Origin of the sequence: Pontibacter mangrovi, from assembly GCF_006385705.1 — a bacterium.
Classification (GTDB): Bacteria; Bacteroidota; Bacteroidia; order Cytophagales; family Hymenobacteraceae; genus Pontibacter; species Pontibacter mangrovi.
Genome location: NZ_VFRQ01000005.1, coordinates 186966 through 209090, shown reverse-complemented (window position 1 = coordinate 209090; position 22125 = coordinate 186966). Strand labels below are relative to the sequence as shown.

The following is a 22125-nucleotide window of genomic DNA, read 5'->3' as shown; positions in this document are numbered from 1 at the left end:
TTACCCCATTCTACAGCGGGCATATTTCTCCACGCGCACTAGTTCCAATAAAATAGCCGTTTCAGTCCTGTTCATAGTATAAAACCACGCGTTGGTATAATTCATTTTCAGAAGTACGATAAGCTTAGCAACTTATTAGGTATAAGTGATATCAGATACCATTAGTACAAAATAAACTATGCTAAGCAATACCAACCTTCTCAAGATCCTTATCCGGCTGTTTCTGGGGTATATCTTCTTTTCAGCGGGAATCTGTAAGCTAACGCACGGTCACTTTGGGCAGTTGATCGGGCCTCCGTGGCTGGAGGAGCGGCTGGCACAGTACGGCCTGGGGTTGTTTGCGCAGGTAGTGGCTGTGAGCCAGGTGGTGTGCGGTGCACTGCTGCTGTCGCAGCGCTTCAGCCTGCTCGGGGCCATTATGCTGGTGCCCATGAACGTAGCCATACTTGCCGTTACCGTTTCGATGCAATGGCAAGGCACCCCTTATGTTAATGCCTTGTTTCTTGCACTAAACCTCCTTCTGCTGGGCACGGAGCGCCACAAGTTCCGTTTCCTGCTGCACCCCGATCAGCCACAGAACATTACCCCTTCTGTTACCGATGCCATTGGCCAGGACAAGTATAGCTGGCTGGGCATTCTGTTTTGCGCCAGCACCATGCTGCTGGCATCTGTCAATTATACCCTTACCAACATAGCTGCTTTGCTGGCTTTTACCTGCTTTGCGGTTACTGCTTCACGCGCATCTTTTTTAAAGCCGCTGGACCGGGTGCTTATCCTGTTGCCTTTCCTGGCGATGGTGGGAGTTACCTACGGAGACCTGCACCCGCAGATGCCTGTGGTAATCGCAGCGCTCGTAGCCTTCGAAGCCTTGCTCCTCTGCTGCCGGCTTTACCAGGCCGCCCGCAAGAGGCCTTTAACCGAAGAAAAGCCCGCCATGCCTGCCGGTGTGGCCTGAGAGAAGCACAGCTTAAAGGCCTTCAAAATCTTTCGCTTTGACGCGTGTCACGCTGCCGGCCTGCACAGGCAAGGCCAGCAGCTTGCCCCGGTAAACGAGGCGGCAGGTGCCGTCTTTGTCGGCCTTTATACTTGCCTGCGCCAGTTTGCCGCCTTCCCACCGCATGTCCAGCGTGTACCCGCCTCTGGCCCGCAGCCCCTTTACCTGTCCCGCCTGCCATACTTCGGGCAGCGCCGGCAGCAGCTCTATAGCGCCCGTGTGCGAGCTGCACGTAGAGGTCGCCCATGGTTTGCTGCGCCCCGTAATCGCCCCAGTCGGTGCCGCCCTCCAGCTTGGCAGGAGCCGTGCGCGTCAGGTGCCGCTGCACCAGCTGGTTCGCCTCCTGCAGCTTTCCGTCCTTAATGAGCTGCCTGATCTCGGGCAGGTATCTCCAGGCCTCCGGCTTGTTGCCGTAGTTATACTTCGGGTTGGAATGCGGGCCGCCCGACCACAGCGACTCCTCCGAGAACTGCAGCCGCTCCTCTCCCACTCCCCCGAAGAACATCACGCCCATGTAGCCGTTGCCGATCGGCAGGGCCTCCCGCATCCAGTCTTGTCGTACCATAGTCTTAAGGTCTTATCCTGCGCCAGGGCCGGTAGCAGCATCAGCATAAAGTATGGCAGGAACAGCAGCGACCGCTTCAGCAAGGTTAGGTGCGGCATCATCAGTAACAGGTGCTTGATTTTACTTGATCTTAAAAAGCTCGTTTTCGGCAGGCGTGCGCAACTGGTCCATAAGCTGCTCCAGCTCCTGCGCCTTCTGCGGGTTGGAGGCCGACAGCTCGTGCTGCTCCCCCACATCTGCGCTCAGGTTATAGAGCTCGGTGCGCTCCGGCTGGCCGTTCTTATAAAACCGGATGGCTTTCCAGTCGCCCTGGCGCACGGCCTGCTTAAAGCCGCCTTCCGAGAACTCCCAGTAGAGCGCCTCATGCTCCCGCTGCTTGTCTTTGCCAAGCAGGTCCGGCACAAAAGAGATGCCGTCGGTGGCCGCTGGGGCTGCTCCTCCGGTTAGCTGCACAAACGTAGGCAGGATGTCCCAGAAAGCGCCGACATGATTGCTGGTGGTGCCGGGCTCTACGTTGCCTCTCCAGTAAGCGATAAAAGGAATACGGATGCCTCCCTCGTACAGGTCACGCTTTACGCCGCGCAAAGGGCCGCTGCTCAGAAATTCCTCTGTCACGTCGGCCATTTTTCTGCCGCCCTCTAGGTGGGTGCCATTGTCGCTGGCAAAGATCACGAGCGTGTTGCCGGCCAGCCCCTGCTGCTCCAGCTTTTGCATGATCTGCCCCACATAATCGTCCACGGCGGTTACCATGGCGGCATAGGCGGCTTTCGGGTAGGCCTGCGGCCTATACCACTTGCCGTCGGGCTGTTCGGTTTCGGGGGCAAACACGCTTTTGCCTTCTGCTGTTAGGTAGGGCTGCATGTACTTGTCCTGCACTTTTAGCTCGGCATGCGGCAAGGTATACGACACGTACAAAAAGAACGGCTTCTCCTTCTGGTCCTCGATAAAAGCCAGCGCGTCCTGGGTAAAGATCTCATTCACATAACTATCTTGCGGCACCGGCACCTTGGTGCTCTTGCCATTCGTGAGCCGCCACAGCGAGTCGGCTTGCTGGTGGTGCCCCTCCAGGTGATGCAGGTGCCCGGTAAAGAAGTCCCAGCCCTGTTTCTCCGGCACGCCGGCAGTGCCCTCCAGCCCCAGTCCCCATTTGCCCACCATACCGGTGGTATAGCCGCTTTCCTGCAGTAGCTTCGCCAGCGAGGTGTCGGTGGCGCGCAGCGGCACCTCTCCGTTGCCCCGGATGTAGGTATGGCCGGTATGCTGCCCCGTCATCAGCGCCGCACGGGAGGGAGCGCAGACGGTGGAACCGGCATAAAACTGGGTATAGCGCCGACCCTGCGCCGCCATCCTGTCCAGGTTCGGGGTTAGGATTTTGGTCTGCCCGTAGGGGCCGATGTCGCCGTAGCCCAGATCATCGGCAAGTATAAACACGATGTTCGGCTGGGTGGCGGCTTGCGTTTCGTCGGCCTCGCTTCCGGGGGAGCTGCGGCAGGAGGAGATGGCCAGGATCAAAAACAGAAAAAGGGTATAGCGCGAGCGTATCATCCGGGTTGAAGTATGAATGGTGAGGCAACAGGAGCCGGTCCCGGTGCTGAAGTGCTTAAGATAGCCATACAGACAGAGATTTTGAAGTGGCCATACTACGCAAACGCTTGCGTGAGGTAAAGCTCGGGCGCTGTGGCAGATATTTTATACTTTCAGGAAACGATGCGCCTGCCGCCGTGGTGGGGCCATTTATACTTTATACTTTAACCATTAGTTCTACTGCATTATACCATGCGCACTATCTATGCCCTTCTGTTTGCCCTGATTTTTGCCTCGCCGGCCTTTGCCCAGCAACTGCCCCCGGAGCTGCTCACGCCCCAGGTGGTGGAGCTCAACCGGATGCCCATGCGGGCCACCTCCTTTGCCTTCGAGAGCCGCGAGCTGGCCGGGCAGCGCGAGAAAGAGAAATCCCAGTACTTCCTCTCCCTGAACGGCACCTGGAAATTTAACTGGGTAAAAGACCCGCGCAAGCGCCCCACCGATTTCTACAAAACCGACTTCAACGACGCCGGCTGGGACAATTTTAAGGTGCCCGCCAACTGGGAGGTAAACGGCTACGGACTGCCCATTTATGTGAACCAGCCAACCGAGTTTGCCGGCCACGCCAAGCGCGGCGGCAAGCTCAACCCGCCTTACGACATCCCGGAGGACAACAACCCCGTGGGCTCTTACCGCCGGAAATTTACGCTGCCCGAAAGCTGGGACGGCCGCCAGGTATTCATCCACTTGGGCGCGGTGAAATCTGCTTTCTTTATCTGGGTGAACGGCGAGAAAGTGGGCTACAGCGAAGACAGCAAACTGGCCGCTGAGTTCGACATCACGCCTTACGTGAAGAAGGGCGAGAACCTGGTGGCCCTGCAGGTGTACCGCTGGAGCGACGCCAGCTACCTGGAGTCGCAGGACATGTGGCGCATTTCCGGCATTGAGCGCGATGTATACCTGTACGCCACCCCAAAGCTCGACATCCGCGACTTTAAGGTGATGGCCACGCTGGACGAGAGCTACACCAACGGCGTGTTCGACCTGACGGCTGAGATCAACAACTATAAAATTGACCGGAAAACCTTGCACAGCAAGGCCGATACGTTTGCCATTGAGATTGAGCTGGTGGATGCCGCCGGCAAAACCGTTTTCACCGACAAAACACAGGACGTGCAGCGCGTGCTGGGCAACTATAAAAAGGAGGTAGAGTTCCGCAAGACCGTACCGAACGTGAACACCTGGTCTGCCGAAACACCTTACCTTTATACTTTATACATCACCCTGAAGGACAAGGCGGGCAAGGTACTGGAAATAGTGCCGCAGCGCGTGGGCTTCCGCTCGGTGGAGATAAAGGACAAGAACTTTTTGGAGAACGGCAAGCGCGTGTTCCTCAAGGGCGTGAACCGCCACGAGCACAATGCCACCAAAGGCCATACCTTGAGCAAAGCCGACATGCGCAAGGACATGGAGATGATGAAGAAGCTGAACGTGAACGCTGTGCGCCACTCCCATTACCCGCCGGACCCGTACTGGCTGGAGCTCTGCGATGAATTTGGCCTGTACGTGATAGAAGAAGCCAACATCGAATCACACGCTATTGGGTACGACCTGCAGTATACGCTGGGCAACAACAAGGCCTGGCGCAATGCGCACTTCGAGCGGGTGGCCCGCATGTATGAGCGTAGCAAAAACCACGCTTCCATTGTTACCTGGTCGATGGGCAACGAGGCCGGCAACGGCGCCAACTTCTACGAGATGTACGACTGGCTGAAAGCGCAGGACTACCGCCCGGTGCAGTACGAGCGCGCCGAGTGGGACTACAATACCGACATCATCGTGCCGCAGTACCCGAGCCCGAACTGGCTGGCAAAGTATGCCCAAAGCAACCCGGACCGCCCGCTGATCATGAGCGAGTACGCCCACATCATGGGCAACAGCCTGGGCAACTTTCAGGACTACTGGGACGTGATCGAGACGCAGCCTTACCTGCAGGGCGGCTTTATCTGGGAGTGGATCGACCAGACGATTGACACGGTGAAGAACGGCAAGCGCATCTGGGCCTACGGCGGCGACTTTCCGCTGGAGGGGCCGGTAGACCACAACATCAGCGACAACAACTTCAACATCAAGGGCGTGGTGACCGCTTACCGTGGCCTTACCCCGATGGCCATTGAAGTAAAGAAAGTATACCAGCACATCAAGACAAAGCATGACAATGGCAATTTGGAGGTGAAGAACGGCTACTTCTTCCGCGACCTTTCGAACTACCAACTGAACTGGGAAGTGCTGGAAAATGGCAAAATCATGGAGAAGGGAAGTATAAAAGACCTGAACGCAGCGCCGCAGCAAAGTATAACAGTGGACCTGCCGCTGAAGAAAAAGCAAAAGCCGGGCAAAGAGTACTTCCTGAATGTGCGCTATACGCTCAAAGAGGCCGAGCCATTCCTGGAGAAAGGCTATGAGATCGCCAATGAGCAGTTCTCCCTGAGCCCAACGCTGCAGCCGGCCACGGTGGCCGAAGGCGGCAAAGGATCCCTGAGAGTAAGCGAGAACGGCGATAACCTGGTACTGACGGGCAGGGACTTTTCGGTGAGCTTCGACAAGAAGAACGGCACGATGAGCGGCTATACGTTGAAAGGCGAGACGCTGCTGCAGCAAGGCCCCAAGCCAAGCTTCTGGCGCGCCCCTACCGACAACGACATCGGGGCAGGCTACAACAAATCCAAGCGCATGTGGCGCGAGGCCTACGACAACGGCAAACTGACGGACGCCAAGTATAACCAGACCGCCAACGGCTATGAGGTAAGGTTTGAGAAAGAGCTTGTAAACGGCGATGCAGCCACGGCACAGGTGTTCACTGTTTACAACGACGGAACGGTGAAGGTTGACAACCGCATCACACCTTTGAAAGGCGACCATAAAGTGCTGCTGCGCGTGGGCAATAACCTGCAGCTGAGCAAGCAGCTGGAGAACATCGAGTTCTATGGCCGCGGCCCGTGGGAGAACTACTGGGACCGTAAAACCGCCTCTTTTGTGGGTGTGTACAAACAGAAGCTGGAGGAGCAGTATTTCCCGTACGCCCGTCCGCAGGAGAGCGGCAACAAGAGCGATGTGCGCTGGGTGAACCTGACAAATAGAAAAGGCAGAGGCCTGCGCTTTGAGTTTGCCGACAGCCTGCTCAGCTTCTCCGCCCTGCCTTACGCGCTAAACGACCTCGACCCGGAGCAGGACAAGAAGCAGTACCACTCCGGCGAGTTGGAGAAACGCGACCGCATATACCTGCACGTAGACCTGCAGCAAACCGGCATGCAAGGCATGGACAGCTGGGGCAGCCAGCCGCTGGAGCAGTACCGCATCCCCTACAATGCCCACCAGTACAGCTACTGGATAAAGCCGCTGAGGTAACCTGAACTGACAAGTATAACAAAGGCCGAAGTATAGCTTTATACTTCGGCCTTCTTACTTTATACTGTTTTATACTTCCCGGCTACAGACTCTCCAGGTTGATCTGCGGCGCTTTGCCTGTGGCTGGCCTTTCGAACCAGCTTTTGATGGGTGTGTAGGCACTGAAGAAGCCGCAGTTGCGCAGGTAGAAATTACCGCCCGACTGGCCCCCGCCATAGTCCATCCGGTAGCCGACGCGGGCGGTGTTGTCTGCCGTGAACTGCGCCTTTGTCAGCTCTATCCAGTTGCCGTCCACATCGCGCGCCCATTGGTTAGAGAACAGCACCTTCCGCTCCACGTCTCCGTACGCAGGTATGAAGTTCTCCAGGAAAGAGTGCGGGCGCTTCAGATATGTATTGGTCTTGGGACGCCGGAAGCTGGCAATCAGCAGCCACTCATCTCTCTCCGGGGCAAAGAAATAGGCCGTATACGTAGTATGGTCATCGCCGCTGGGCCGGCCCTGCAGCAGGAACTTATAGGTAGTGCCGGCTTTCCAGTTATACTTCAGGTAGCTCTGCCCGCCGGAGCCTTCGTTGCCAAACTCACCGGTATGCACGCCCTCGCTTTTCTTTAACAGCTGTATCTTCTGGTCGTCGGGAATGCTGTTGGGGTCATCGGTATGAAAAGGGCTCCAGACGGAGAAAAGAATGCGCCGCTCGTTTTCGGAGTTCACCTGCATCCCAAAGTATCCTTCGGCAAAGCCGTTGGCCATAAAGTAGGAGCCGATCACGTCGTTGCCCTCCGGCACGGTCACCTCGTTGTAAAACCACTCCACGTCGGTATTCTCCGGAAGCGGGTAGTTCAGGTGCACCGAGGGGCCGCGGCGGCCCCAGTAATAGAAGTTGCCCTCGTTGTTCTTCACATAGGCTGTCTTCGCGTCTATCGCCTCTCCTTCCAGTTTTATACTTGCCACGTCGGCAAAGGTGCTGCCTTTTTTGGCTATTCCTTTTAGGGTAAAGGCCACATAGCTCGTATCGGCCACCTGCCACTCTCCAGCATAATGGTCCTGCAAGGTACTGCCTTGTACGGTGATGGTTTTGCTTTTTCCCAGCCCCTCTACCCGCAGCTTTGTCTTTCCTTCGGGCACCCGCAGGTGCAGCCATACTTTCATGGTTCCCGGCTTGGCTACCCTGGCGTAAGTGGTAAAGTATACGCCGGGGTCCGACCAGCCGGTAATACCCTGTTCCGCTACCGCTCCTCCTCCTCCTTCTTGGGTTTTAGTTGATTTCCAGGTGTTGCCGCCAATTGGCACTACTGCCGCCTGCTCCGTTACCTGCCCCTGGTTAGCCAACGGAGCATCGTTTGCCTTGCAGGCTATCACAAAGGCAGCCATACTTAGCAGGGTGATTTTGTTGATTAACTTCTTGTACATATACTTTAGCTTTGGGCTTTCACAAACGCAGGTGAACAAGATCTCTTGTTGCGCGAGACCTTATTCACCTGCATCTTTTTGTTTATACTACTGTCGGCTACGGGTTCTGCTCCAGTTTCGGGTTCAGGATAATCTCCTGCTCCGGAATAAAGTATACCACGCGCGGATGGGTATAAGGTATCTCCTGCGTGTTTGATCCGGAAGGAAGATGTGTGCCCGGGTAATTGCGCACCATGGTGCGTTTGTTGCGGAACACGTCATACTTGCGCTGCGCCTCCCAAGCCAGCTCCAGGCGACGCTCATCCAGCACCACATCCAGCACCGATGTATAACCCATCATGTTAGAGGCTGAAAAGAGGGCATCGCCCGCTAAACCCGCCCTTCTGCGTATCAGGTTAACATCCTCCAGCGCGGCCTCATCGTTACCTAGTTTGGCGTTGGCCTCAGCCCGGTTCAGGTACATCTCGGCCAGGCGCAGGTATACCGGTGAGCTCAGCGTCACCACGCCCTCCTGGTAAGAATACTTGGTGATGTAGTATTTCGGATAGCCGTTTCGGGTTGCCAGCACCGGCTTTCCGTTTGCACCTGTCTTAACGGAGCCATCTGCATTCTTCTCATACACAGGCACGATGAACTCCCGGCGCTTGTCCTCCTCAAATTTATCGATCAGGTTGCGGTAGCTTTCCGATGCGTACATCTCACCGTAGCCCATGCCATCGCTCAGGTACATGGAGCCGAGCGAGCCCCAGGTCCGGTCGTCCTGCAGCGTGTGCTTGATGGCAAAAATGGTTTCCTTGTTGGTCTCGTTGGCATACGTGAAGTAGTTCGGTAAATCCGCCGTTGGCAACAACGTATAACGGCCCGAGTCAATCACCAGGTCGGCATACTCTATGGCTTTCTCATAGTTCTCCATGTACAGGTGCACCCTGGACAGCAGGGCATAGGCCACCTCTTTGGAGGCAAAGCTGCTGCTCTTGCTGCTACCCATCAGGCTTGCCGCCTTCTCCAGGTCCTTCACAATAAAATCGTATACTTCCTTCACCGTGCTGCGCGGCGGCAGGTCGTCAATGTCGGTATTGTCTCGGATCATCACGCCCAGCGAGGCGCCGCCGTCCTGCGCGTAGGGGCGACCAAAGATGTTGACCAGGTCAAAGTGCACCATGGCCCGCAAAAAGTAGTTCTCGCCCAGCACCTGGTCCAACTCCTCCGACTGCCCTTCCTGCAGCTTCTCAATCACCACATTGGTGCCATAGATTGCCTGGTATGCCTTCCGGAAGAAGTTATCGGTGATAGACATGGAGGTGAGGTGCTGGTAATTGTAGGCGTAGAACAGCGGATCGGTAGTGGTGCCGCTCAGTGCCACGTTATCGCTGGGGTACTCGGCCAGCATATGGAAGTTACGGGTATAGTATGGGTCTTTGATGTAGTTATAGTTGCCGATAGTGGCAGCCTTTAAACCCTCTGGCGTACCAGTCGTCTGGTCAATGGTCAGCCCGTCGTACGGCTGTACTTCCAGGTCGTCGGAGCAGCCGGCAAGCACTGCTGCACAAAGTATGGCTGGGAAAATATATTTTCTGAATCTAAGTTTCATGACGTTGTGGTTTGGGGTTAAAAGTCGATGTTAACGCCGAGCATAAGTTTCCTACTGCCTGGGTAGCGCGTAGTCGAGTAGCCTGAAGTCAGGTCCACTTCAGGGTCCATGCCCGAGAAGTCGGTCCAGGTCCAGAGGTTATCGCCGCTTACAAACACACGCAGGTTATCCGCCTTTAACCGGCTGGTCACGGCCTCTGGCAAGTTGTAGGACAGTGTGATGTTGCGCAGGCGCAGGTAACTGCCGTCTTCCAGGTAGCGTGAAGAGGTTTTGTTGGATGCTTTATTCCCATTCAGCACCGCCCTCGGATGCGTGGCCTGGTCGCCCTCTTTTTCCCAGCGGCTCCAGCCGTCTTGCAGCACCATGCTGTTGTAGGTTGGGTAAGCGCCATCGGCGTCAAACAGCTCACGGTTGTAGTTGTACACCTTGTTGCCGTACACAAAGTTCATAAAAGCTGAGAGGGTAAAGCCTTTATAAGAGAACGTGTTGCGCATGCCTCCTGCAAACTTAGGAGTAGTGGTGCCAGTGTATACCCTGGTGGCATTGTTGTAAGAATTAGTCACGGTGTCCTGCACAAAATTCCCGTCGGCATCATACTGCTTTAACAGCCACAAAGGGTCTCCCGTGGCCGGGTCGACGCCTCTCCACTCTCTCATAAACCAGGAACCGATGGGCCTGCCTTCTTCTATGCGCTGGCTGCCTCGGTCAATAGGCTGCCCTCCGTAAAGTTCCAGCACTTCGTTGCGGTTAAAGGACAGGTTAAGATCTGTTTCCCAGCTAAGGGCGCCCTCCAGGTTTTTCGTGGTCACTTCTATGTCAAGCCCTTGGTTACGAACGGAGCCGATGTTCTGCGTTTGCCAGTAAAAACCGGTAGCTGACGAGAGCGGCACATCCTGAAGTATGGCTTTGTTGGTTCTGTTGTAGAAATCCAGTGCCACATCAACCCTGTTAAAGAGCCCCACCTCTAACCCAATGTCGAAAGTATGGGCTTTCTCCCAGGTTAGGTCGCGGTTTACCAAACGGCGGGGGAACCCGCCAGGCTGGTCGGCATACTGCACGTTAAACTGATAGAGGTCCAGGGCGGCAAAGTCCCCGATGTTAGCGTTACCCGTCACACCGTAGCTGCTTCGGAGTTTTAGCAAGTTAACGGTTGAGCTGAGACCCTGGAAAAAGTCCTCCCCGGAAATAGCCCAGGCAGCGCCAACCGAATAGAAGTCACCGAAGCGCTTATCCCTACCAAACCTGGAAGAGCCGTCTCGCCGGTAAGAGGCTGTGGCAAAATACCTGCTGTCGTAGTCATAGTCCAGGTTCAGGAAACCCGACATAAACTTGCTTTCCGACTTGTACCCGCCAATGTTCACGGGTTTAGCCACAGCATCCAGCACTTCCAGCCCAGGGAAAATGCCCTGCCCCGAGGCGCTCATGCCGTCGCTGTAGTTCTTCTGGTACTCAGCACCCAAAATGCCGCGTAAGCTATGGTTGCCAAACTGCTTGTCAGTCGTCAGGAGGTTTGATGACAGGAAGCTGTTGCTGTAGCCGTAGGAGTTGCTAAGGGAGCCGTTGGAGGCCTTGCCACTTGGGGTCCGTGAATCGTTATTGGAGTCGTACCGCGAGTTGCCTACGCTATAGCGGTTTGTGGTTGAGAAGCTCAGCCAGTCCGTCACTCTGTACTCTAGCTTCAGGTCGCCGTCCAGCGACTGCCCTCTGCTCCGGTTATAGTTGTATTGGCTCGTGTACAAGAAGTTACTTTTGTCTCTGCCATACCATCCTGTGGTACTGGCGTCCACACGCCTGATAGTTCCGTCCTCGTTATAGGGGTTGTCCCAGGGCAGGTTGATGAAAGACTGGTAGAGCGCCCCGGAAGGATCATTTTCGCGGTTGGAGAACTTTGTGTTTACCCTGGCGGCAACAGTCAGTTTCGCATTGATCTCATGGTCTATGTTAGCCCTGAAGTTGGTCTGCTCATAGTTGGTGTTTACAAGCGTACCTTCTTCCTGAAAGTAGTTACCGCTAATGTAAAACCTCGTTTTCTCAGACCCTCCCGAAACTGACAGCTGATGGTTGTTTGTAATGCCGGTGCGGAACGCCTCCTCCAGCCAATCCGTATTACCGGGCTCGGAAGGCAATACGCCATCTACATACCCGGCGTAAGTGAGCGGAAAGTTCTTGGAGGCCAGGTACTCATTTATCTCCGCCTCAGTTGGGTTAGGGTTCGTCTTGCTTAAAGCGGCGATATAGTTGCCACGCTTCCCGTTGTAATCGTTTTGGTAGAGCTGGTTCGTGTAATCAAAGAGCTGCTGCCCGTCCATCACGTCAAAATTACCCATGGTGCGCTGGCTTACCCCGGTTGTCCCGTTATAGGAAACGCGTGTTTCGCCGGCCTTGCCCCGTTTGGTAGTTATCACAATTACACCGTTTGCCGCCCTGGACCCGTACAGGCCTGTCGCAGCCGCATCCTTCAGCACCGTTATACTTTCGATGTCTGCAGGGTTAGCGGTGCCCCCGATTACCCCGTCCACAACATAAAGCGGCTCCGCCCCGGCCGATATGGAGCCTGTTCCGCGAATACGGATATTCGGCTCTTCTCCGGGCTGGCCACTCGCACTGGAGACCACCACACCGGAGGCTTTGCCCTGCAAAAGCGTTGCCGTGTTGTTACTCGTCACGTCTCGCAGTTTGTTGCCATCCACTACAGATACAGAACTCACTAGCTCCGACTTAGACCGGCTGGAGTACCCTACGACCACCACTTCTTCCAAAGCCTTGGTATCTGCCTTCATCGTCACGTTTACTGCGGCTTTGTTCCCGACCGGCACTTCCTGCGTCAGGTAGCCGATGTAAGAGAACACAAGTACATCCGAAGGCTCGGCAGCGATCGTGAAAGTGCCGTCTGCGCCGGTAGTAGTACCTACCGTAGCGTTTTTAAGAACCACCGTTAACCCGACAAGCGGCTGGCCCTTTTCATCTACTACCTTCCCCTCCACGTTGCGCTCGCTTTGGGCAAACCCGACGTTGACGGATATCAGAAAGTATACAGCGGCTACTAACAGCGGTTGTAACTGCCACGGGTGCTTAAACCCATGAAGTAGTAAGCGGCCTATCCTTGCCAGAATAAACCCATTGTTCATGTAATGGTCTTTCATACTTATAAAAGTTTGGTTGCTCCTTGTTAATCATGGTAAAATATAAGGTGTAATCGCAAACACTGATCTTAAGATATATTTTATCCTATTAAATCCAGCATAAAATCGACTCAAAAATTTACACAAACGTTTGTTTTGGCCCCAGCCAAGGCGCCAGTTACTCCCATTGTTTAAACACTGTTTCCGTACAGGCATTTCCCTACAGAATTGAGGGCAACCACCCTCTAATCGTATAGCCTCTACAGACGAACTTGGGTAAGTATAAGAGCAGAAGCACAGAGCAGGTGGCTGGCTTGTGCCGCACCGGCAACAATTACCTGTTGGCGCCTGGCCGCAGATCATAGCGCTCCACCGAAGGCACCCTCGAAGCCACACCCGCTGCGTGCTCGAAAACTCTCCTCTTGTTTTCTCTGCCCAACTTCCTTAACTTACTCACATGAAACTCCTCCGCTACTTTTCCTGGCTCCTGGTGGCTGCGCAGCTTTCTTGCGGGCAAAATCAGGCCGATGCCCCGCAAACGGCAGCGGCTACCCCTTCTGCGGCTACCGACACGGTGGCCTCCTGTGTGTCGGGGGTGCCCTCGCGTTTTGCAGTGGCGCCCACTGCTCCCTCCCAGCCCGCCATACAGCCATCCGCAAATCCGCAGCGCGAGGGAATGGTTTGGGTGGAGGGCGGCACCTTTATGATGGGCGCCGACAACGACCAGGCCCGGCCCGATGAGTACCCGAAGCACAAAGTAAGCGTGGATGGTTTCTGGATGGACGCCACAGAGGTAACCAACGCTGAGTTTGCCCGTTTTGTAGCGGCCACGGGCTATGTTACCACCGCTGAGCAAACCCCGGATTGGGAGGAGCTAAAGAAGCAGCTGCCACCCGGCACGCCTAAGCCCGACGAAAGTCTGCTGGTGCCGGCCTCGTTGGTGTTTCAGTCGCCGGAGGGCCAGGTAGACCTTAGGAACTTTGCCAGCTGGTGGGCCTGGCAGAACGGAGCAAACTGGAGACAGCCGCACGGCCCAGGCAGCAGCATCAAAGGCAAGGAGAATTACCCTGTGGTGCATGTTTCTTGGTACGACGCACAGGCCTACGCCAAGTGGGCAGGGAAAAGGCTACCGACAGAGGCGGAGTGGGAATGGGCCGCACGGGGCGGACGCCAGGGCAACATTTATCCTTGGGGGCAAGAGCCGATCAACACGGGCACGCCAAAAGCCAACACCTGGACCGGCCGTTTCCCGACAACCAACACAGAGCAGGACGGCTTCTACCACACGGCCCCTGCCAAATCGTTTGCGCCTAATGGCTTTGGCCTGTACGACATGGCCGGCAATGTATGGGAGTGGTGCGCCGACTATTACCATAGCAGCTACTACAGCACCATAAATACGCCCGCTGGCGTGCGCAACCCGCCCGGGCCAGCCCACAGCTACGACCCCGACGAGCCCTACGCCAGAAAAAGGGTGATCAGAGGTGGCTCTTTCCTGTGCAACGACAGCTACTGCTCCGGCTTCAGGGTGGCTGCCCGCATGAAAAGCACCGAGGACAGTGGCATGGAACACGTCGGTTTCAGGTGCGTGAAGGACAAATAGCCATACAGCTATATACCAAGGCTGCAAATATGTGCACGACCACATGCTTATAATGCAGCTTTTTCCTTATACTTAACCTAAGTTGCGATTTGCAAATGCAGCGCAAGTGAGAACCCACCCCTAACCCCTCCGAGGAGGGGTAGGTTAATCGCAAGTTGAGCTACTTAAATTATACTCCGGCACCGAAGCCGGCACACTTTTATACTTCTACAGATGTCAGGTAAGCCTGTAACGATCAAGGAAATAGCCAGAATGCTCAATGTGTCCACCTCCACGGTGTCGAGGGCGCTGCACAACCACCCGAGCATTGGCGAGGAAACCAGCCTGAAGGTGAAACAGCTGGCCAAGGAGCTTCACTATGAGCGCAACCAGACAGCTGTGCACTTCCAGCAAGGCAGAACCTATACGATCGGCGTTATACTTCCGGAACTGTCAGAGGCTTTCTTCTCCTCGGCAGTCAGCGCCATTGAGGATACCGCCTATAAAAGAAACTACACGGTGCTTTTTGCGCAGTCGCATGACGATGCGCAGAAAGAGGAGCAACTGGTGGAGAAAATGAAAAGCCACCGGGTAGACGGCCTGCTGGTTTCTGTTGCCAAAACCACCGCCTCGTACAAGCACTTCAGCGCCCTGAGCAAGTATAACATCCCGGTGGTGTTCTTCGACCGGATCCCGCCCATAGATGGCATTCACTCCGTGTCCTGCAACATGATCACAGGAACAACCGAGGCCGTTACCTACCTCCTGAAGAAGGGGCACCGGGTGATCGGCATGATCAACGGGCCAGAGACGCTCTACGCCAGCACCGAGAGGCGCGAAGGGTACATCAACGCCATGCTCAAAAACAGGCTGAAGTTTGACCCCTCGCTTATCGAGGGAAGCGATTTGACGAAGGAAGGAACCATACAGGCCTTTAACAAGCTGCTGGAGAACAAGCGAAAGGTAACGGCCATTGTCACGTTCAACGACTACGTGTGGCTGTACGCCAAACAGCACGCCACAGAGCTGGGTCTCCAAATTAACCAGGACCTGGAGTTCGTCAGCTACGCAAACCTGCCCATGATGCAGTACATGGACCATGCCCCGCTTGCCTCGGTAGAGCAGTTTCCTTACCAGCAGGGGCAGAAGGCCACAGAAATCCTGCTGGACCTGCTGTGCAGCAAGGAGAACCCGCTCCACCGGCAGCAGGCTTTTTATAAAGTTACCGTAGAATCTCAGCTGGTAGAGAGCCCTAAACTACAGTCGCAAGTATAAGCTCGGCGGGCTATGCAGCGGCAAAAGGCGTGGGCCCACACACCGCTTTATTTATAGCGAAAAGGGAATAACCATTTGCGTGTTCGTATACATTATGCACTTTTTACTTGTTTTGTAGAAATAGGCTCTTTACATTTAGATGTCGTTCCGCTTTGTCGGCGGCTAAAAAAGCTCACTCGTCAGGGCGTAGAAGTACAAACTACTGCCGTGGGGGCTTCTTCAGCGTAACCAATTACCTCTAACAGGCCTGGCTTCTGTTAGAGCATAAAGTATAACTCCTTATTTGATGCATAAAAGCCCAACGTTACTTATCCTGGCAGCAGGTATGGCCACGCGGTACGGCAGCCTAAAGCAGCTGGACTCCTTCGGCCCTAACGGCGAAACGATCATGGATTACTCCATTTATGATGCTATGCGGACCGGTTTCGGGAAGGTTGTTTTCGTGATCCGCAAATCGATAGAGGAGGCGTTTAAGGCAACTATGCACGACAGGCTGCCGCCGCAGTTGCACACCGCCTACGTGGCGCAGGAGCTGGACATGCTGCCGCCAGGCTTTCAAGTGCCCGCCGGGCGCACCAAGCCCTGGGGAACGGGACACGCAGTATGGGCTGCTTCTGCTAACATACAGGAGCCCTTTGCCGTCATCAACGCCGACGACTTCTATGGGTATGAGTCCTTTAAGCTGGCAGTCGACTTCCTTAACAGCAGCATAGACGAAACAGAGCATGGCCTGGTCGGCTTTAAGCTTGCCAACACGCTTTCAGAGCACGGCAGCGTGTCGCGCGGCATCTGCACCGTAGGCCCCGGCAACACCCTCACTTCGCTTACCGAGCTTACCAAAATAGCCCGCGCCGAAGACGGCCGCATTCTGGTGCAGGACGAGGGCGCGGCCTACAGCGAGCTGCAAGGCGACGAGCTGGTGTCGATGAACCTGATGGCTTTCAAGCCTTCTGTTTTTCCATACTTTGAGCAGTACCTGAAGGAGTTCCTGGAGGAGAAAGGACAAGAGCTGAAAACGGAGTTTTACCTGCCCGCCGTGGTAAACGAGATGCTGGCAACAGGAGCGGCGCAGGTAAAAGTTATCCCTACGCCAGAAAAGTGGTTCGGGGTAACCTACCCAGAAGACAAACAGAGCGCCATACAGCAGATAAAAGCGCTTACGGAAGCTAACATATACCCCCAAAACCTATGGGAGAAAACGCACGCGGTACAAGATGAAAGATAACAAGGAGCCACAAACACAGGAAGCCCTCTCCCATTTTATACTTAAAGGAAGTATAGCCGATGTGCACCCCTACGGTTCGGGCCACATCCACGACACCTACTTTGTGCAGAATGGCACGGCAGGCTGCCCCAATTACCTGCTGCAGCGCATTAACCACCACGTGTTTAAGAACGTGCCGCTGCTGATGGAGAACATAGAGCGGGTAACGCAGCACCTGCGCGATAAGCTCGCCAATGTACCCGGTGCGCAACCCGACAAAGAGGTGCTGACGCTGGTGCCCACCCACGACAACCAGAGCTATTACCGCGATGCTGACGGCAACTACTGGCGGGTATACTTTCTGCTGGAAGGCACCCGCAGCTACGACATTGTTGAAACCCCGCAGCAAGCCTATGAAGGCGGTAGGGCCTTTGGCAAGTTTCTGGCGCTGCTCTCCGACCTCGACATCAGCCAGCTGCACGAATCCATTCCTGACTTTCATAATGTAGAGAACAGGCTGCGGCTTTTCCAGGAGGCCATGGAGCGCGACGTGGCCGGCAGGGTGCGCGAGGTGCCGGAAGAAATAGCCTTTGTGCAGCAGCGGGCCGAGGAGATGAGTACGATCCGGAGGATGGGCCGCGAAGGAAAACTCCCGCTACGCGTTACGCACAACGACACCAAGTTTAACAACGTGCTGCTGGACAAGTATGACAAGGCGCAGTGCGTGATAGACCTGGACACCGTGATGCCCGGCTACGTGGCCTACGATTTTGGCGACGCCATCCGCACCACCGTGAACAAGGCCGCCGAGGATGAAAAAGACCTGGACCGGATAAGTATAAACCTGGAGCTCTTCAACGCTTTTACCGAGGGCTTCCTGAAGGAGACAAGCGCCATCCTTACCGACGAGGAAGTTGACTCGCTGGCCCTGGGCGTCCCCCTGCTTCCCTTTATCATGGGCCTGCGCTTCCTGACCGACTACATCGACGGCGACAACTACTATAAAATTCATTTCCCGGAGCATAACCTGCAGCGCGCCCGGGCGCAGTTCAGGCTGGTGGAGGTGCTGGAAAGCCATAAGAGCCTACTGCAAGAAACGATACAGCAAACTGCCGCCGCCTGCAAGCGGGCAACCGAAGCGACTGAGAAGTAGAAGAGATGAAACACCTGACCGTTCCGCACCTCCCCGACCTGCACGAGGACGCCCCCATGTGGCTGGTGGAGGAGCGCCTGAACACGCTCCCCAGGCAGCAGATAGGTATAAGCCCGTGGTCCGGGGATACAGACAGGCCTGAGGTGGAGTTTATACTTGCCCACAACGGCAGCTGCCTGTTTTTGAAATATAGCGTGCACGAGAACGCCGTGCTGGCGCGGTACCGCAACCTGAACGACCCTGTTTACAAGGACAGTTGCGTGGAGCTGTTTCTTTCTTTTGGCAACGACAAAGCCTACTATAACCTGGAAACCAACTGCCTCGGCACCAGCCTGCTTGCCTATGGCACCGGCAGGGAGGGCAGAAAGTTCATAGCGCCGGAGGCACTGGCACAGATAAAGCATAGCGCCAGCCTGAAAATAAACCGGAAAGGCAAAAACAGCAGGCACTGGCAGCTGACGCAGGTGGTGCCCCTGGCCGTTTTTACAGAGCATAGGCTGGAGCACCTGAGCGGGCTGCACGGCAGGGCAAACCTCTACAAGTGCGGCGACGACCTGCCAGAGCCCCACTTCCTTACCTGGAGCCCGGTTCAGGCCCCGGCCCCGGATTTTCACAGGCCGGAGTGCTTTGGGCAGGTGGCGTTTGCCTAGCCTGCCGCCGAAGCGCCACAAAGTATAAACCAAGGATAAAATAGCTACACTAAACCTTATAGACCATGAGCAGTAACCGCAGAGATTTCCTGAAACTATCCGGGCTGGCAGGCATCAGCTTGGCTGGCAGCAGCTTGCTAACAGGCTGTGCCACAGAAGAAGTAAAGCAATCCAACCTGGCTCAGATTGAGCAGCAGGCCAAGCGCAAGTATACCCAGCGCTTCAACATGAGTGGCTACCGCGCTCCCAAGCTGGACAAGGTGCGCATCGGCTTTGTGGGCCTGGGCATGCGAGGCCCCGGGGCGGTTTACCGCATGAGCAACATTGAGGGGGTGGAGATAAAAGCGCTTTGCGACCTGATGCCAGACCGCGCCGAGAAAGTGAAAAAGCAGCTGCAGGAAAGAACCGGTACAGCCCATAACCCTACCATCTATGCTGGCAAAGAGGACTCCTGGAAACAGATGTGCGACCGCGAGGACCTGGACCTGATCTACATCACCACGCCCTGGCAATTGCACACGCCCATAGCAGTTTATGCCATGGAGCACGGCAAACACGCCGCCACGGAGGTGCCGGCTGCCGTAAGCATGGAAGAGTGCTGGCAGTTGGTAGAGACATCCGAGCGCACCAAAAAGCACTGCATGATGCTGGAGAACTGCTGCTACGACTTCTTTGAGGTGCTAACGCTGAACATGGCCCGCCAGGGATTCTTCGGGGAGATCATACATGGCGAAGGAGCCTACATCCACCAACTGCTCGACCTCAACTTTGACAAAGAAGGCTACCAGAACATGTGGCGCCTGCGCGAGAACAAGGCCCGCAACGGCAACCTCTACCCTACCCACGGCCTCGGCCCGATTTGCCAGATCATGAACATCAACCGCGGCGACTCCATGGACTACCTCACCTCCGTGTCGAGCGACGACTTTATGATGTATGAGGAGGCGCAGGCAAGGGCCGCGAAAGACAACTTCTACAAAGAGTTTGTGCAGGATACCTACCGCGGCAACATGAACACCACCACAATCCGCACCAAAAAGGGCCGCACCATCATGATTCAGCACGATGTTACCTCGCCGCGCCCCTACTCCAGAATCCATTTGGTGAGCGGCACCAAGGGCGTGGCGCGCAAGTGGCCGGAGCAGAAGATCGCCACGAGCCACAGCTGGCTCTCTAAAGAAGAAATGACAGCTTTAGAAGAGAAGTATACGCCGGAGATCGTGAAAAAAATCGGGGAGATGGCCAAGAAAATAGGCGGCCACGGCGGCATGGACTTTATGATGGACTGGCGCCTGATCGACTGCCTGCGCAACGGCCTTCCGCTGGACCAGGACGTGTACGACGCCGCCACCTGGACGTCGGTGGGCCTGCTGAGCGAGTGGTCGGTAGCCAACCGCTCCAACTCCATCGATGTGCCAGACTTTACGGCCGGCTCCTGGAAAAGCAACGCCCCTGTAGACCTAACACTAGCTGGCGGCGGCACCACCAACGTGATCGTGCAGTCTTAAAAGTATAAAAATGCTATCGTTTAGTTTCTGCCCCGGCTTTACAGTCGGGGCATTTTTATTCTCCCGCCAGCTCCCCTCCCTAAAAAAGCCCAAGGCACCTTCCTTCTGCCCTGCTCCCATCATATTTTGCAAGATCGCCTTCTGCAGCGTGCTGTATACCCCCTTTTGGCTGGCTATAAATGGAATATTCTAATGAGCGTTTGAGAAAATTAAAATTTATTTAGTGTTATAATATTGACAGTGTACATATCCTGACGTAGCTTTGCCCTCTGATGATCAAGACATCTGCTAAATATCTTTTTACTCTGTTTCTAACCCTGAGTATTCTCCTGTTAAGCGTTTACAGCCAGCTGTACGCTTACTCAACGCAAGAGTATGCCCACCCCTCAACAGGCTCAAGCCTAAGAGAAACAGCGGATATTAGCCTGCACACGCTGCAGAACGAGCAGGATCTCACCCCCAAGTATGCATCAACTAACCCGGAAAAAGGCTTTAAGGTAGAAGCCACGGACATAGAGGAAGAAAGCCTTGCTTCTCTTGCCCTCAAAAAGCTCTTAGAGCGCGATAAGCTCTTTGTGGCGGTCCTGTATACCTTCATACTTGCTTTCTTTTTCCGCCACATAAAAGCTGGCTTACTTTTCTGTAAGCACTTTTCCTATTCCTTTTCCCAAAGAAGGTACCTCCTGCTCCAGGAGTTTAGAATTTAGCCCCTTATTCCGGCAAGCCATACTTGCCTTGCCACCACACATTTTCACAGGCCCTCATTGGCTATCAGCAGTCTGATTGGCTGCTACAAATCCTTTCACTGCTTTTGTGTTTTACCCAGAGGCAGCACAAGTATAGCCTTTGCCTGTTCTATCGTGTGGTGCTGTAGCATACCCTCGTCTCACAGCGTTTGCTACACTTTCATTTCAGTCTGATTTTTTAGCCGATTAGCTTCCGGTGGCTTTGCGCTGCACGGGTGCTCCGGTATACTGTGCACAAACATTTCAAATCAACATTTTATAATCTTTTGTTTAAAAGCAAAATCATCATGAAGAGAGTTTTCATGCTCATGGGTTTGTGTGCCCTGATAGGCCACACAAGCTGTACATCCACAAAAGCAGAGACAGAAGCAGAGGCGGAAGAGCAAACCCAGTTTTCGGTTACCAGCCCAATGAAGATGGACACCACCATAACCGACGACTATGTATGTCAGATCCAGTCCATCAACCATATCGAGCTAAGGGCCCAGGAAAAAGGCTACCTGCAGAAGATCTATGTGGATGAGGGGCAGCATGTGAAGAAGGGGCAGCTGCTGTTCCAGATCATGCCGAACCTATACGAGGCCGAGCTGAAGAAAGCACAGGCAGAAGTTGAGTTTGCCGAAATAGAGTACCAGAACACGGCCTCCCTGGCCGAGCGCAACGTGGTGGCCCCAAGCGAGTTGGCCATGGCCAAAGCCAAGATGGACAAGGCGAAAGCAGAGATGGCGCTGGCAAAGGTGCACCTGCAGTTCACCGAAATCCGGGCACCGTTCGACGGCATCATCGACCGTTTCCATGTGCGTCAGGGCAGCCTGGTAGACGAAGGCGAGCTGCTGAGCGAGCTGGCAGACAACAGCAAAATGTGGGTTTACTACAATGTGCCGGAGGCGGAATACCTGGACTATAAAGCCAAGGAGAAGCAGGACGAGAAAACGGAAGTTAACCTGTTGATGGCCAACAACCAGCTGTTTAAGTACCCGGGCGTGGTAGAGACCATCGAGGCCGACTTTAACAATGAGACAGGTAACATTCCTTTCAGGGCTACTTTCCCTAACCCGGACGGGCTGCTACGACACGGTGAAACCGGAAACATCCAAATGGCTGTGCCTCTCAAAGACGCCCTACTCATTCCGCAGAAAGCCACTTTCGAAGTGCTGGAGAAAAAGTATGTGTATGTGGTGGACAAGAACAATGAGATAAAGTCAAGGGAAGTGACCATTGGTGCTGAGTTGCCGCACATTTATGTCGTGCAGAAAGGGCTGGCTGAGAATGATAAGATCCTTCTGGAGGGCCTGCGACTAGTACGTGAAAACGAAAAGATACGCTCCAAATTCGTGGAGCCTAACAAAGTGCTGTCTCAGTTAGAGTTGTATGCGGAGTAATTCCCTATCC

Annotated in this window: 14 protein-coding genes and 1 pseudogene; 9 read left to right on the top strand and 6 right to left on the bottom strand. The window is 54.9% G+C overall.

The genetic code is table 11. The features are described from left to right. The first annotated feature begins 178 nt into the window (after positions 1–178). Entirely contained in the window at positions 179–955 is a 777-nt protein-coding gene (locus tag FJM65_RS10960) for a DoxX family membrane protein (protein ID WP_140621561.1), read from the top strand. A 12-nt stretch (positions 956–967) separates the two neighbouring features. On the opposite strand, the gene FJM65_RS21735 is transcribed toward FJM65_RS10960, so the two are convergent. The 3 genes and pseudogenes from FJM65_RS21735 to FJM65_RS10950 form a co-directional block, all read right to left on the bottom strand. Further along, entirely contained in the window at positions 968–1186 is a 219-nt protein-coding gene (locus FJM65_RS21735) for a glycoside hydrolase family 95-like protein (protein WP_394348137.1), read from the bottom strand. Between the two features lie 4 nt (positions 1187–1190). After that, positions 1191–1541 (bottom strand): annotated as a pseudogene (locus tag FJM65_RS21730) (glycoside hydrolase N-terminal domain-containing protein); the annotation flags it as partial. Between the two features lie 138 nt (positions 1542–1679). Further along, the gene (locus tag FJM65_RS10950; RefSeq protein ID WP_140621559.1) at positions 1680–3104 is read right to left on the bottom strand and encodes an arylsulfatase; all 1425 of its coding nucleotides are present in this window, start codon (positions 3102–3104) and stop codon (positions 1680–1682) included. Positions 3105–3335: 231 nt separating this feature from the next. Here FJM65_RS10950 and FJM65_RS10945 point away from each other — a divergent pair, with 231 nt between their 5' ends. Further along, the gene (locus FJM65_RS10945) at positions 3336–6491 is read left to right on the top strand and encodes a glycoside hydrolase family 2 TIM barrel-domain containing protein (RefSeq protein ID WP_140621558.1); all 3156 of its coding nucleotides are present in this window, start codon (positions 3336–3338) and stop codon (positions 6489–6491) included. 82 nt (positions 6492–6573) lie between these two features. On the opposite strand, the gene FJM65_RS10940 is transcribed toward FJM65_RS10945, so the two are convergent. From FJM65_RS10940 to FJM65_RS10930, 3 genes are all read right to left on the bottom strand, one after another. After that, the gene (locus tag FJM65_RS10940; protein WP_219855981.1) at positions 6574–7902 is read right to left on the bottom strand and encodes a DUF3472 domain-containing protein; all 1329 of its coding nucleotides are present in this window, start codon (positions 7900–7902) and stop codon (positions 6574–6576) included. A 97-nt stretch (positions 7903–7999) separates the two neighbouring features. Next, entirely contained in the window at positions 8000–9493 is a 1494-nt protein-coding gene (locus FJM65_RS10935) for a RagB/SusD family nutrient uptake outer membrane protein (protein ID WP_140621557.1), read from the bottom strand. Between the two features lie 17 nt (positions 9494–9510). Next, the gene (locus FJM65_RS10930) at positions 9511–12636 is read right to left on the bottom strand and encodes a SusC/RagA family TonB-linked outer membrane protein (protein WP_140621556.1); all 3126 of its coding nucleotides are present in this window, start codon (positions 12634–12636) and stop codon (positions 9511–9513) included. 436 nt (positions 12637–13072) lie between these two features. Between FJM65_RS10930 and FJM65_RS10925 the strand changes: the two genes are divergently transcribed. The 7 genes from FJM65_RS10925 (at position 13073) to FJM65_RS10895 (ending at position 22115) form a co-directional block, all read left to right on the top strand. Next, a complete protein-coding gene (locus FJM65_RS10925) occupies positions 13073–14218 on the top strand; it encodes a formylglycine-generating enzyme family protein (RefSeq protein ID WP_140621555.1) in 1146 nt (381 codons plus the stop codon). A 213-nt stretch (positions 14219–14431) separates the two neighbouring features. Next, positions 14432–15472 carry a LacI family DNA-binding transcriptional regulator gene (locus tag FJM65_RS10920; protein ID WP_140621554.1) on the top strand — a complete coding sequence of 347 codons (1041 nt, stop codon included), beginning with the start codon at positions 14432–14434 and terminating at the stop codon, positions 15470–15472. A gap of 286 nt (positions 15473–15758) precedes the next feature. Next, positions 15759–16697 (top strand): nucleotidyltransferase family protein, encoded by a 939-nt coding sequence (locus tag FJM65_RS10915; protein ID WP_140621553.1) that lies wholly within the window; start codon positions 15759–15761, stop codon positions 16695–16697. Further along, on the top strand, positions 16687–17829 hold the full coding sequence (locus tag FJM65_RS10910) for a phosphotransferase enzyme family protein (protein ID WP_140621552.1): 1143 nt from the start codon (positions 16687–16689) through the stop codon (positions 17827–17829). The genes FJM65_RS10915 and FJM65_RS10910 overlap by 11 nt, the downstream gene beginning before the upstream one ends. A 5-nt stretch (positions 17830–17834) precedes the next feature. Beyond that, positions 17835–18479: a carbohydrate-binding family 9-like protein gene (locus FJM65_RS10905; protein WP_140621551.1), complete on the top strand. Its 645-nt coding sequence runs from the start codon at positions 17835–17837 to the stop codon at positions 18477–18479. A 65-nt stretch (positions 18480–18544) separates the two neighbouring features. Beyond that, a complete protein-coding gene (locus FJM65_RS10900) occupies positions 18545–19987 on the top strand; it encodes a Gfo/Idh/MocA family protein (RefSeq protein ID WP_140621550.1) in 1443 nt (480 codons plus the stop codon). A gap of 1033 nt (positions 19988–21020) precedes the next feature. Further along, complete coding sequence (locus tag FJM65_RS10895) at positions 21021–22115, top strand: efflux RND transporter periplasmic adaptor subunit (RefSeq protein WP_140621549.1); 1095 nt, start codon at positions 21021–21023, stop codon at positions 22113–22115. Positions 22116–22125: the final 10 nt, after the last annotated feature.

Excerpts from the sequence above, each read along its gene's own strand:
- FJM65_RS10905 (WP_140621551.1), top strand. The coding sequence starts at position 17,835 with ATGAAACACCTGACCGTTCCGCACCTCCCCGACCTGCACGAGGACGCC.
- FJM65_RS10960 (WP_140621561.1), top strand. The coding sequence starts at position 179 with ATGCTAAGCAATACCAACCTTCTCAAGATCCTTATCCGGCTGTTTCTG.
- FJM65_RS10910 (WP_140621552.1), top strand. The coding sequence starts at position 16,687 with ATGAAAGATAACAAGGAGCCACAAACACAGGAAGCCCTCTCCCATTTT.
- FJM65_RS10930 (WP_140621556.1), bottom strand. The coding sequence starts at position 12,636 with ATGAAAGACCATTACATGAACAATGGGTTTATTCTGGCAAGGATAGGC.
- FJM65_RS10915 (WP_140621553.1), top strand. The coding sequence starts at position 15,759 with ATGCATAAAAGCCCAACGTTACTTATCCTGGCAGCAGGTATGGCCACG.
- FJM65_RS10920 (WP_140621554.1), top strand. The coding sequence starts at position 14,432 with ATGTCAGGTAAGCCTGTAACGATCAAGGAAATAGCCAGAATGCTCAAT.
- FJM65_RS10925 (WP_140621555.1), top strand. The coding sequence starts at position 13,073 with ATGAAACTCCTCCGCTACTTTTCCTGGCTCCTGGTGGCTGCGCAGCTT.
- FJM65_RS10895 (WP_140621549.1), top strand. The coding sequence starts at position 21,021 with ATGAAGAGAGTTTTCATGCTCATGGGTTTGTGTGCCCTGATAGGCCAC.
- FJM65_RS10900 (WP_140621550.1), top strand. The coding sequence starts at position 18,545 with ATGAGCAGTAACCGCAGAGATTTCCTGAAACTATCCGGGCTGGCAGGC.
- FJM65_RS10940 (WP_219855981.1), bottom strand. The coding sequence starts at position 7,902 with ATGTACAAGAAGTTAATCAACAAAATCACCCTGCTAAGTATGGCTGCC.
- FJM65_RS10935 (WP_140621557.1), bottom strand. The coding sequence starts at position 9,493 with ATGAAACTTAGATTCAGAAAATATATTTTCCCAGCCATACTTTGTGCA.
- FJM65_RS10950 (WP_140621559.1), bottom strand. The coding sequence starts at position 3,104 with ATGATACGCTCGCGCTATACCCTTTTTCTGTTTTTGATCCTGGCCATC.
- FJM65_RS10945 (WP_140621558.1), top strand. The coding sequence starts at position 3,336 with ATGCGCACTATCTATGCCCTTCTGTTTGCCCTGATTTTTGCCTCGCCG.